The organism is Nostoc sp. CENA543 (assembly GCF_002896875.1).
Classification (GTDB): Bacteria; Cyanobacteriota; Cyanobacteriia; order Cyanobacteriales; family Nostocaceae; genus Trichormus.
Genome location: NZ_CP023278.1, coordinates 4636833 through 4649736, shown reverse-complemented (window position 1 = coordinate 4649736; position 12904 = coordinate 4636833). Strand labels below are relative to the sequence as shown.

8 protein-coding genes are annotated in these 12904 nt (G+C 37.8%); 4 read left to right on the top strand and 4 right to left on the bottom strand.

Annotated elements, in window-relative coordinates; translation table 11 throughout:
- Positions 1-417: 417 nt before the first annotated feature.
- The 3 genes from CLI64_RS19305 to CLI64_RS19295 all read left to right on the top strand — a co-directional run bounded on the left by CLI64_RS19305 (position 418) and on the right by CLI64_RS19295 (position 4974).
- Positions 418-816 (top strand): hypothetical protein, encoded by a 399-nt coding sequence (locus CLI64_RS19305; RefSeq protein WP_103138722.1) that lies wholly within the window; start codon positions 418-420, stop codon positions 814-816.
- A gap of 178 nt (positions 817-994) precedes the next feature.
- Complete coding sequence (locus CLI64_RS19300; RefSeq protein WP_103138721.1) at positions 995-3313, top strand: methyltransferase domain-containing protein; 2319 nt, start codon at positions 995-997, stop codon at positions 3311-3313.
- Positions 3314-3525: 212 nt separating this feature from the next.
- Complete coding sequence (locus tag CLI64_RS19295) at positions 3526-4974, top strand: O-linked N-acetylglucosamine transferase, SPINDLY family protein (RefSeq protein WP_225977393.1); 1449 nt, start codon at positions 3526-3528, stop codon at positions 4972-4974.
- 191 nt (positions 4975-5165) lie between these two features.
- Here CLI64_RS19295 and CLI64_RS19290 read toward each other — a convergent pair whose 3' ends face one another.
- Both CLI64_RS19290 and CLI64_RS19285 read right to left on the bottom strand, forming a co-directional pair.
- The gene (locus CLI64_RS19290; protein WP_103138719.1) at positions 5166-7385 is read right to left on the bottom strand and encodes an O-linked N-acetylglucosamine transferase, SPINDLY family protein; all 2220 of its coding nucleotides are present in this window, start codon (positions 7383-7385) and stop codon (positions 5166-5168) included.
- Between the two features lie 174 nt (positions 7386-7559).
- On the bottom strand, positions 7560-8090 hold the full coding sequence (locus CLI64_RS19285; RefSeq protein WP_103138718.1) for a type IV pilin-like G/H family protein: 531 nt from the start codon (positions 8088-8090) through the stop codon (positions 7560-7562).
- Between the two features lie 307 nt (positions 8091-8397).
- Between CLI64_RS19285 and trxB the strand changes: the two genes are divergently transcribed.
- A complete protein-coding gene (trxB, locus tag CLI64_RS19280) occupies positions 8398-9768 on the top strand; it encodes a thioredoxin-disulfide reductase (RefSeq protein WP_103138717.1) in 1371 nt (456 codons plus the stop codon).
- A gap of 122 nt (positions 9769-9890) precedes the next feature.
- Here trxB and CLI64_RS19275 read toward each other — a convergent pair whose 3' ends face one another.
- Positions 9891-11075 carry a peptidoglycan-binding protein gene (locus CLI64_RS19275; protein ID WP_103138716.1) on the bottom strand — a complete coding sequence of 395 codons (1185 nt, stop codon included), beginning with the start codon at positions 11073-11075 and terminating at the stop codon, positions 9891-9893.
- Between the two features lie 484 nt (positions 11076-11559).
- Positions 11560-12630 carry a DMT family transporter gene (locus CLI64_RS19270; protein ID WP_103138715.1) on the bottom strand — a complete coding sequence of 357 codons (1071 nt, stop codon included), beginning with the start codon at positions 12628-12630 and terminating at the stop codon, positions 11560-11562.
- Between the last annotated feature and the right edge of the window lie 274 nt (positions 12631-12904).

The following is a 12904-nucleotide window of genomic DNA, read 5'->3' as shown; positions in this document are numbered from 1 at the left end:
ATAAAATACTGGCTAATTAAAGATGTTGAAACAACACTGACAGAATATTTGCTCTGTAGATTCAAACGATTATATACGATAACGCAAACATCGGAGATTTTATCGTATTATTGCAAATCTTAATATAGTTTTAATTTTTCTCTAAAAGTTTAGCCAAAATCAATTTTATTTCTGTCGAGGCGGAAAAACCACATAACTAAGTAAATACTTAAGTAAGTAACTCTTTTTCGTTTTGTATATTTTATCAACCGTAATCAAGAAGTTTTTTATTTCTGCCACAGTTCATACATCGTAATATTTGGCTTTATACCAGCATTAAAAAAATCTAGTTGAGATGTTAGTTTCTGTGAAGTAATGGGTAATCTCTTATCTAGAAGCTTGCTATAACTCAGTATTTACCACAACTCAGATTCAAACATGGCTAGATCAGGGGATGACTATTTAGAGACGCGTAAAAGACAAATTGAACGGAAAAAAAGAATTTTCACGATAGTTTCAATGATTTCCTTCTTTGGTTCAACGTTATTTGCAATTGTTCCATTAATTCAAAGAGGGATTCAGAATCATGCAAGAGTCAATCCTACTACATCTGCTGAGTCCTCATTGCAAGAACAAGCTAAAAGTTACGCATTAATTTTACAAAAAGAACCAAACAACCAAGTCGTGTTGGAAAAGCTTTCCCTAATACGCGTACAGTTAAAAGATTTTAAAGGAGCAAGAGAAGTTGTGGAAAAACTGGTAACACTACATCCTGATAGACAAGATTACAAAGTAATTTTGGAGGATATAAAAAAACGGCAACAAAGTTACAAATAATCAACATAAAAATCTTCTTGAAAATGCGTTGTGTTAGACAGCGTTTGTCAAGAAAAAAAACAAGTATTGTTCTCTCCGACTTATCAGGGGAAGTATAGAAAGAATTGGCATATATTGCCTCTTTGCAAAAAATAGTATAAGCAATTGAAAATTGAAAAAATGGAGAGTGTAAATTTATATGTTAACTAAATGTAAGGTTTGTGGCTCTGAATCTAAGTTCTTTGCTGAAGCAATTTTATTAGGTAAACATCAGGTTAATTATTTTCAATGCTCCCATTGTGGTTTTGTGCAAACAGAAGAACCTTATTGGTTAGTAGAAGCCTACTCTGATGCTATAGCTAAAACAGATGTTGGTTTAGTATTCCGTAATCAGCATCTTTCCCAAAAAGCATCTCAAATAATTTTTCATCTTTTTGCTCATGATGCAAAGTTTTTGGATTACGGCGGTGGTTATGGTCTATTTGTGAGACAAATGAGAGACTATGGCTTTGATTTTTATTGGTTCGATAAATTCTGTCATAATTTATTTGCCCAAGATTTTGAAATTGATAAAGATGAAAATATTAATTATGAATTAGTTACTGCGTTTGAAGTGTTTGAACATTTTGTAAATCCTATTCAAGAGATAGAGAATATTCTTCAATTTTCCAGAAATATTTTATTTAGTACAGAAATTTTACCAGAAAATAATCCTAAGCCTGATGAATGGTGGTATTATGCAACCCATGAGGGTCAACATATATCACTGTATACATTTGCATCTTTATCAGAAATTGCAGATAAATATAATTTAAACTTTTACTCTAACGGTAGGTCTTTACATTTACTAACAGAAAAAAAACTACCCCCTGACATTTTCCATAACATATGTAATAGTCAGCCTCAGAACTTAAATAAAGAATCTCTACTGGCAAGTGACTATTCAAAAGCTGTTAGCAAATTAATTAATCCTCAATATCATAATTCTGTAGAATTAACAAAAACGACTACTGATTTGGCTACTAAAAATCTAAATATATTAATAGACGGTGTATTTTTCCAACTATATAAAACTGGTATTGCGCGCGTTTGGAAATCTTTATTAGAAGAATGGGCAAGTAACGGGTTCGCCAAGCATATTATTTTACTTGATCGTGTAGGTACAGCACCTAAAATCCCTGGTATTCGATACATTAATATTCCCAGTTACGATTACCATGAGATGGATGCAGACAGAGAAATGCTACAGCAAGTATGTGATCAAGAAGGAGCAGACTTATTTATCTCTTCTTACTATACTACGCCCGTGACAACATCTTCTGTGTTTATGGCTTACGACATGATACCAGAAGTTATGGGATGGGATATGAAGAATCTCATGTGGCAAGCAAAGCATCAAGCTATTAAACAAGCACTAGCTTATGTAGCAATTTCTGAGAATACTGCCCACGATTTAGCAAAATTCTTTCCTCATATTTCTCAAGATTCTGTAAGCGTAGCTTATTGTGGAGTTAAGAATCCACTATTACCAGCATCATCTTCAAAAGTAAGCAGTTTCAAAATTAAATATGGTATTACGAAACCTTATTTCCTCTTAGTTGGAACAGGTAATGGTTATAAAAATGGTATTTTGTTCTTCCAGGCATTTTCTCAACTAGTAAGTAATTTTGGATTCGATATAGTTTGTACTGGAATTGGAACTGCATTAGCCTCTGAATTTAGAGCCTATACATCAGGCAGTATTGTTCATACTTTACAACTGAGTGATGAAGAGTTAGCTATAGCTTACTCTGGTGCTATAGCTTTAGTTTATCCTTCTAAATATGAAGGTTTTGGAATGCCTGTACTTGAAGCGATGGCTTGTGGTTGTCCTGTTATTACTTGTCCTAACTCTTCCATTCCAGAGGTAGCAGAAAAAGCAGCAATATATATTAATGACAATGATGTCAATGGATTGATAAATGCACTATGCGAAGTTCAAAAACCTGGGGTTCGTCAATCATTAATTACTGCTGGTTTAGCACAGGCGAAAAAGTTTTCTTGGTCGAAAATGGCAGATATTGTTAGTCATACTTTGATTAATACTACTCTTCAGCCATTAAATTTAAGAGGAATTAATTTAATTATATTTCCAGATTGGTCAGAATCAGAAGATTTAGTCTGTTTAGAATTAGCTCAAGTAATCAAGACACTAGCAATTCACCCTGATAGTAGCAAGACTACTTTATTAATTGATGCTACTAATATATCAACTGAAGATGCAGAGTTATTGTTATCTAGTGTAACTATGAATCTGCTCATGGAAGAAGATGTAGATATTTCTGATGGATTAGCAATTTCCTTATTAGAAAATTTAGCCAATATCCAATGGCAAGTTTTAATACCTCAAATTCATGGCAGAATTATTTTAGAATATGAAAACAAAGAAGCACTAGTAAAAGCCAAAGCGGAAAATATCTCTGCCTATGAACTAACAAGTTTTAGCCAAATACAAGAAGAAGAGTTTTTTTTTACCTGAGTCATAGTTTATATAATGATGGTAAATGGCAAGAAGCGATCGCAGCGTATCAAAAATTAATTGAATTAGGTCATTCAAGTGCAGATATATACTGGCATCTAAGCCAGTGTTACAGAAGTTTAAACTTACTAGAGGAGTATTTTGAAACTCTAGAATTAGGAATTAATCATTATCCTACAGATGGTAGGCTGCATTTTACATTAATTATTGATTTGCGACGCAATGGCTACACTCAAGCAGCAATTGATTGTGCAGAGAAAGCCTGCCAATATTTACCTGATGACTATACTTTTCAACTGCTAAAGTATTTAACAGTTCCGACCATTTACAACAATCCCGAAGAAATATTATCTTATCGTCAACGCTATGCTCAGGGACTACAGAAGTTAGTTGAGCAAACCCACCTACAAAGTGTTGCAGAAAAAGAAAGTGCTTTAGCAGGTATTAGTAGGCTAACGAATTTCTATCTGTCTTATCAAGCTCAAAATGATGTAGATTTACAATGCCTATATGGAAAGTTAGTTTATGAAATTATGTCAGCAAACTTTCCTCAATGGATAGTACCTTTATCTACGCCCCAACTCGAAACCAACCAAAAAATTCGAGTTGGTTATGTTTCTCATTATCTGCATTCTTACAGTGGCACACTTTGGTTAACTGGTTGGTTAAAATACTGCAACCATAACAACTTTGAAATTTACTGTTATTACACAGGTAATGAACCAGATACAGTAACTGATAAATTTAGAGAATACAGTGACTTTTTCCACCATATTCCTCATGATTTATCTAGTGCCTGTGAACAAATAATTGCCGATAAACTGCATATTTTAGTTTATCCAGAAATTGGGATGAATCCTCAAAATCTGCTCATGGGTTCTTTGCGACTTGCACCTGTACAGTGTGTAGCATGGGGACATCCAGTAACTACTGGTTTACCGACAATTCATTACTTCTTATCTAGCCAATTAATGGAAGCAGAAAATGCTCAAGAACACTATTCAGAAAAATTAATTCTTTTACCTAATATTGGCGTTTCATATCCTAAACCATATATTCCACCTGTTGTCAAAAGTCGTGCTGACTTTGGCTTGTCAGATGATGATATTCTCTATTTATGCTGCCAAGCACCGTTTAAATATTTGCCACAATATGATTTTATTTTTGCAGAAATAGCGTCTCGTGTACCACAAGCGAAATTTATATTTTTGCGTGGTACTTTATTGCAAGAACGTCTACAACGAGCTTTTGCAGCTTTAGAGCTAGATTTTACAGATTACTGTGTATTTTTAAATATTCCCGAAAGACTGGATTATCTGATGATTAACCTGCTATCAGATATTTACTTAGATACATTTACCTGGTCTGGTGGTAATACTACCTTAGAAGCGATCGCTTGTAATCTTCCTGTGGTTACTTGTCCTGGTGCATTTATGCGGGGTCGTCACTCTGATAGTTTTCTGAAAATGCTAGGGGTGATAGATACTATTGCTGATAATGAACAGGAATATATTGATATTGCCGTCAAATTAGCACAGGATTCAGATTGGCGACATGAGATTTCAGAATGTATGAGTCAACGTCATGATCAATTATTTGATGATCAGGTTTGTGTCGCAGGTTTGGAAGCATTCTATAAACAAGTCGTGAAATTAACGTGAATTCGATGACCTCTCCCCAAACCCCTCTCTCTTGAAAAGTTCTGATCGGAGGAAACCTCCGCTCAGACTTTTCGCTCCGACGCGGAGAGGGGCTTAAATATCTTGAAACTCAACGAAAAATTAAGGTTTTGAGGCCTCTCTCCTTGCAGGGGAGAGGTTTGGAGAGGGGTTTTTTAAATTCGTTGAACTCACTATGAACTCATATATATTTCCCACATTTGGGTAAAGGCTTTCTCCATTTCGCGGGTAAACTGCTTACCATTCCATAGAGGTGATGTTTTTCTCGACTGTCTTAACTTCCAAGCCACTTGTTGTCTTAAGGCTTCATCTTTACCTAAACGCACACCCCACTCTACATATTCGTCATCAGTCCAAGCTATTCCTTCTGTAACACCAGCATTCATCATCATGGTGTAGCTGTTGCGCGCTGCAAATTGCTCACCGACTTTTGTCACCATAGGAATACACATCCACAAAGTTTCTAAAGTGGTTGTAGCTCCATTGTAGGGATAGGTATCTAAAACTATATCGGCGATATCTAAATTAGCACGATGAATTGATTCGGACATAACAATAGGAAGAAAGCGTAACCTAGAGGTATCTACACCTTCTTCATCTGCTAACCCATCAAAGAATACTTTAATAGAATCTTCATCAGAGATACCTTTAATCAAGAAGTAGCTATTGGGAACTTCTTTAATAATTTTTAATTGCAGTCTTGTTATGTCTGGATGTCGCTTAAAGCCTCTTTGGCCACATAGATAAACAACTGCATCATGAGGAATATCTAAGTCCTGACGAGTTACTGTAGGTACACTTACTTCAAACCCATCTACAGCTATATAAGTTTGAGGTAAACGCCAAATTTTTTCTGTGTAATATTCTTGTGCTGAATCTGGTAAGACGTAGGAGTCTGCAATAAAATAATCTATCGATGGGCTACCAGAAGCATCAAAACCCAACCAAGTAACTTGAATTGGTGCAGGTTTCATACCTATAACTTCACAGCTGATATCAAGAGTAATACTATCTAAATCGATTAAAATATCAATTTCATCTTGATAAATTTGTTCAGAAAAATCACTACTATTTATTGATTTATATACTTTGTCTACTTTACTTAGATACCATTCATGTAAAGGATCAAGATATGGATTAGTATTAATACAATAAGCATATATTTCAAATTTATCTCTGTCATGATACTCAAATAGCCACCGTGCTAGCCAGCCTACAGAGTGACTTTTAAGACAATGTGATAGATAGCCAATTCTAATTTTTGTGTTCGCCTGTTTTTGTTTTCTTCTTTCTAAATGACCATAAAAGTATTTTTCTACTTTCTCTTTTGCATAATTGGCTATATTGGCATTGCAAACCCGCATTAAATCATTTTGAATATTTCTATTTTTTCTAGGATTATCTTCAATATATGGACTAAAAAAATTAGCATTGAACAATCGTGATATTCTGACATTATCAAGTTGCATAGGTTGATTTTCTATTAGAGACGCTATTAATGCCTCTTGTGTTTTATTTACGGAGCAAGATTCTTCCCAATAGCCTCCTGCGCTCATTAATCCGCGAAGTATTTGGCGATTTGCAAAAACTTTGTCCGCAAACTCTTCTACTAAAAGATAGTATAGTTTTGCTGTTTCTATACCTTTAGTAAATTGATTTGAATTCTGATAAAAACTAGATAATTGACCTATCATCTCTGCATTATTAGGGCTTAATTTTAAATAAGTTTCACATATCTTAGCTGCTATTCCTGGTAGTTGTTTGGAGTAGGCGATTTCTATTGCCGATGGCATTATAATATTTAGTAAATCTTTGGTATTATTTCGACAATAAGGTAAACAAGCATCGAGAAAATTTAGAGTTGAGGGATGTGCAGGAGCATAATCTAACGTAGCTTTTACAACTTGCATCAATAATTTTAAATTAAGTTCTAAAGCCAATTTACCCTGGAGAATATCGATTAATCCCAATTCTTGCAAATCGCTACCTGCATAAATTTCTAATTTGATAGATAGCAAAACAAGATGTAATAGATTATGAATATCTTTAGGAGAAATTTCCTTTATATTCTGGCGAATTTTCTCAGCAATAGAATATTCTTCTAGTTCTTCCTGGTGTTCAGCTTCCGTTTTTAAAATCGCGACTAATTCCGTATTCCAAGCATCAACTTGTTCTGCTTCTCCATCCATTATTGCCATAAACCAAGTTGTTTGAGCTTCTACCTCTTGTCCCTGCAAGAGCAAAATTAATCCCAAGTGCCAATAGTAGGACTTAATATTAGGTTCTATAGCAATTGCTTCTTCATATACATTTGCTGCTTGGATGTAATTCTTGGTAAGTAAATATTTTTCTGCAAGCTGCTCATATTTACTAATAGTTGGTGAATAAGTCATAAACTTTAACACAAATACGTGGAATTAAAAATTAAAAGACAGACAGTAAATTTAGGTGAAAAATATCACTTTTAGCTTATTACAGAAGTTGGGTAATGTTACCAAAACACTACCCAACACAAGAAGTTATGTTAAGTCACTAGAAATAATTATCAGTGAACTTTTTCATTTCCCTTATCTAGCTAAAGATACGAAGCCTGTTTCACACCCTGTACTAAATGTGGTAACAGTAGTTACTGATGTACCAGGTCCTGCTGTTTCGCAAGCTATTGCTAATGTTAGAGCTTCAGAAGTGGCACTATTTCCTTGGGTTGTACCTACTAATCCGTAGTAGGATTTAAGCGCAGTTTTATAAGCTGCACCTTTAAATTGAGCAGCGTTAGTTCCACCACCAGCAATAACATAGTTATAATTTTCAGATTGAGTTTTGATACCTACTTGTAATTCATCAAGGTTAGTAGCAAATTTTTGGTATTCCAAGTAATAAGCTTGTTGAGAACGGTTAACTGTACCTACGTAGTTTCTCGCTTCGGATTGTTTGGCTTTATTTACCTGTCCGAGTAGCGAAGGTAACGCGATCGCAGCTAGTACACCGATGATAATTACTACTACTAGCAGTTCAATTAAGGTAAAACCTTCTTCTTCTCTGTTCTTACGGTTGCTGAGGTGTTGTAAAAATTTTGCTTGTAATTCTGGCTTGAGCATGGGTCTCTCCTGAAGTTTGGGGTAAGTAGTTCGCGATCGCTCTGTTCTAAAAAGAACTTACCCAGTTACAAACGGCAACCTATCACTCCAGTAAAAAATTTTCTCTAGAAAATTCTATTTACGTATATATACTAATAAAAATTCCTCTGAGGAAAGAGAACTCAGGTATATATCCTGTTTTCTACTGATGATTTTTATTTGATTAGCCTTTAAAAAACAAGGCGCGCTCTGTTTTCGGAGTTGCCATTGGCGAGTATAGCTAGTTATGCTATATTAAACGTAGTCGTTATGAGTTCGGATAATTATTATGACTAATCAGACTGTAGAGAACTTAGTAATTATCGGTTCTGGGCCAGCAGGTTACACTGCGGCGATTTATGCTGGACGAGCTAACTTAAAACCTGTGGTATTTGAAGGTTTCCAAGCTGGGGGATTACCTGGTGGTCAGTTGATGACGACGACGGAAGTAGAGAATTTTCCTGGATTTCCTCAAGGAATTACAGGGCCAGAATTAATGGATAGGATGAAAGCGCAAGCGGAACGTTGGGGGGCTGAGTTATATACAGAAGATGTAATTTCAGTTGATTTGAGTCAACGTCCTTTTACTATCCGTTCCGAAGAAAGGGAAGTCAAGGCACACACTATTATTATTGCCACTGGTGCGACAGCCAAGCGTTTAGGCTTACCCAGCGAACATCAATTTTGGAGTCGGGGAATTTCAGCTTGTGCAATTTGTGATGGTGCAACCCCAATTTTCCACGGTGCAGAATTAGCGGTAGTGGGTGCTGGTGACTCGGCGGCGGAAGAGTCGATTTATCTTACCAAATACGGCTCAAAAGTGAATTTGTTAGTGCGTTCTGATAAAATGCGGGCTTCTAAAGCCATGCAAGACCGAGTATTGAGTAACCCTAAAATCCAAGTGCATTGGAACACCGAAACTGTGGATATATTCGGTAATGGTCACATGGAAGGGATAGTAGTCCGCAATAACAAAACCGGAGAAGAAACAAAGCTGTCAGCCAAGGGCTTATTTTACGCCATTGGACACACTCCCAACACATCTTTATTCAAGGGACAGCTAGAACTAGACGAAATAGGTTACATAGTTACTCAACACGGTTCACCAGAAACCAGTGTCGAGGGTGTATTTGCGGCGGGTGACGTACAAGACCATGAATATCGCCAAGCAATTACAGCTGCTGGTAGTGGATGTGCGGCGGCGTTGTTAGCAGAACGTTGGTTATCTAGCAATGGTTTAATTCAGGAATTCCATCAACAGCCAACAATTAATAATGAATTAGAAACCCAACCAGCTGCTAAGAAAACGGAAGCAGAACAAGCGGCGGAATTTAATTTGACTGCAACTCGCCATGAGGGTAGTTATGCCTTAAGGAAATTATTCCACGAAAGCGATCGCCTGTTGGTTGTCAAATACGTCGCCCCAGGTTGCGGCCCTTGCCATACCCTCAAGCCCATACTGAATAAAGTAGTGGATGAATTTGACGGTAAAATTCACTTTGTCGAAATTGACATCGACAAAGACCGCGACATCGCCGAAAACGCTGGCGTAACAGGAACCCCAACCATCCAATTTTTCAAGAATAAAGAACTACTCAAGGAAGTCAAAGGCGTGAAGCAAAAAAGCGAGTATCGCCAATTAATTGAAAGTAATATTTAGGGAATTGGGAATTGGGAATTGGGCAAGAAGGAAGTGTGGGAGGGGTGGGAGGATAGGGAAGAAATCTTTCCCCCTCTCTCCCCACACTCCCCACACTTCCCCATCTTCCCAGTCCCCATTCCCTAATCTACCGAATCCTTCTGACTATCCTTGGGTGAAATCTGACTTGGGACATTCCGCATTCTATTCATTTGCGTGAGAGCATACCTGGCTGTGGCTTGAACTTCAGCATCAGGATCATCTAGGGCGTGAGTTAGCATTTGACTCATTTGTCCCATTAAGTCGTAAACACGGGTCAAGTCACGGATGGCATTTTGGCGGACTTTCGGGCTTTCATCTTGCATCGAGACAGCTAAAGCCCGATTAATAGGTTTGAGTGTGCGAATATTAATTTCTGACAAAGCAGCCAAAATTAAACTGCGCTGTTGGGAATCAGCATCAATTAACAGGTTGACTAATGGTTGAATGGCGCGTGAGTCCCCTTGTTGACCTAGATCCCAGATGGCTTTATGTCGCTTACTGGGATCGGGACTGCGTAAATCTTTAATTAATTCGTCAACAATATTGAGTTTAGTAATGCGGGAAGTCGTTTCTACAGGGGGCATCACTGTTGTCGAAACTGATGCCGATGATGTCGCTGAATTGGGAGTTTGAGCCGTATTTTCTTGAGTAACTAATGTTTTTTCGGCTTCTGGTAAGGCTAATGGGATTCTCTCTTCATTAGCTGGACTTAGAGCCTTTGTCTGTTGAGGTTGAGGTAATTTTTCTTCTTTATTCTGCTCATACCATCTCAACAAGAACAAAATAGCCCCAAGACTTCCCAATGTTCCTAAGCCCAAAATTAACCACCAAATCAAGTCCTGATGGTTGGACTGGGATTTTTTGTTAGTCGTTATGGTCGAATTGGCGGTTTGACTTACTGGAGAGATAACCATTTGACTAGTTTTCGCCGCCACCAAGACCTGCAAAGCCGCTTGGGTAGTTTGGTCGGCAAAACCATCTACTCTTTTTAAACCCTTGGTTGTTTGAAATTTAGCTACAGCACGTTTTGTAGTTTCACCATATTTTCCGTCAATTAGGCCATCATAGTACCCCAACTCCTTTAATTGAGTTTGCAGTGTTCGTACATTTGACCCTTGACTACCTGGAGTGAGAATCACCTGCTTAGTGAGTCTGGTGGTACTGACTTGCGCCAGATACCGGACTGCGGGTGGTAAGTTAGGTGTAATTGCGCTGGCGCGATTTAAGTAAAAACCCAGGCAAGAAACATAGGTGATGATTAAAATTGAGGAGCGGTATAGCCTCATATTAAATTCAAAGTAGCAGCCTAAACGTGCTGGGTAGGTGACAGAATCTTTCTAAATATTAGCTTTTATATTGACAAACAAAGTTTGATTTTTGGTAAACCAAGTTAAATTCTTTTACCTGATGACATTATTTATATACATCTTGTTTCTGGTTTTAGCATAAATAGTTTATACCATAATCAGGTTCAGATGCCGCTATCAGATTAGGGACTTCCAGTTAAGGGACTTCCGACTAAAAAAATATACAATCACTGTAGTGAGCAGAGGGGCAGGGGGCAGGGGGAAAAATCAAAATATTCTCTCTCGGAAATTGGATAATTTATTTTCTGGAAGTCCCTAAGCAAATAGGAGAGGGCGTAGAGAACACGAGGAAAGCTGATTGTGTCGGTGAGAACAGTATATTGATCACCTTTGCTCTCGCTCATTGAATAATTTATTTTTTAGAAGTCCTCTAACCATGAGGAGGAGATCACTAAATACAGAATTAGGGTAGGGTTTCTGGTTCAGATTTTCTGACGGACACAACTATGGGATTCAGTTGCTTAGTTGATGCTTCTGTTAGTTGTGCCGGCTGTATGTTGGCTATTTCTTCCACGGTTAAATTTTGACTTTGCCCTGCTAAATTATCACGCTGATTGATGAGGTAAATACTGATTAAAGTCAGAAATACTCCTACCCATTGCAATGGACTGAGGACTTCTGAGAGTAAGAGATGACCGAATAATAGTGCAAAAACTGGGGTGAGAAAGGTAAGAGAACTTAGACTAGTGAGGCTGCCACTTTGAGCAAAGTAGAAAAATAGAGCGTAGGCGATCGCACTCCCGAATACAGTAGCATAACCTAAAGCCCACCAGTCACCATTGACTAGATTTTGCCACTGTTGGGATTCTACAACTGATGACGCACCCCACAATGGCAAACCACCTACAATCATATGCCAGCCTGTAGCAGTTACGGGGTCGGCATACCGAGTCACGAATCTAATTAATACCGTCCCCACAGCCATCGACAAAGCTGCTAACAGCATCAACCATTCGCCCCTCGCAAAAAAGTTTTGCCAGTCGCCAACAGGAACGTCTGCACCAGTACCCAATAACCCGAAAATCCACTCATCCGGTAAGCCAATCAAACTAATACCACTGACTCCTAAAGCTAACCCTAACCATCCCCATAAACCAATACGTTCTTGAAATAACCACAATGACAGCAAGGCTACGGCCAAAGGTTGAGAATCAATCATCACGGAACCTAAACCAGCACTGGTTCTGACTAATCCTTCCGCTAAAAATCCCTGAAATAATGTGCCATCAATTAAACCGAAAAGACTAATCCACAGCCATGCTTTCCAACCTGTGGGCTGGGGCTTACCCATGAATGCGGCGGCGATTAAAATTAATACTCCTGCCGGTAGCAAGCGCACTCCTGCCATAAACAATGGTGTTGTGTGGGGTATGACTCCTTTCATAGCTACCATCGCCGTTCCCCAGAGGAAAAAAGGAGCGATGAGTAATAGAGGCGATAGGGGTAGTTTAGATGCACTGAGTTTCAGTTGCATGAGTTTGCTGATACCTTTGGTTAACAGGTGCAGAGATTGCTTTAACCAATTCTACCCAATTGTGACTTTTTGTGAAGGGAATAATACTTAGGGGATTGGGGACTGGGGATTGGGGCATTATTGAGTAATAACTATTAAGTCAACGAAATCATCAAAATTTCCAACCCCTACACCCTTATACCCTGACACCCCTACACCCTATAGATGTGAGGTATGGGAAAAATTCGGAAATGACGCTGATCGTGATAGTTATGCAGTAAATGTCAACCTACTA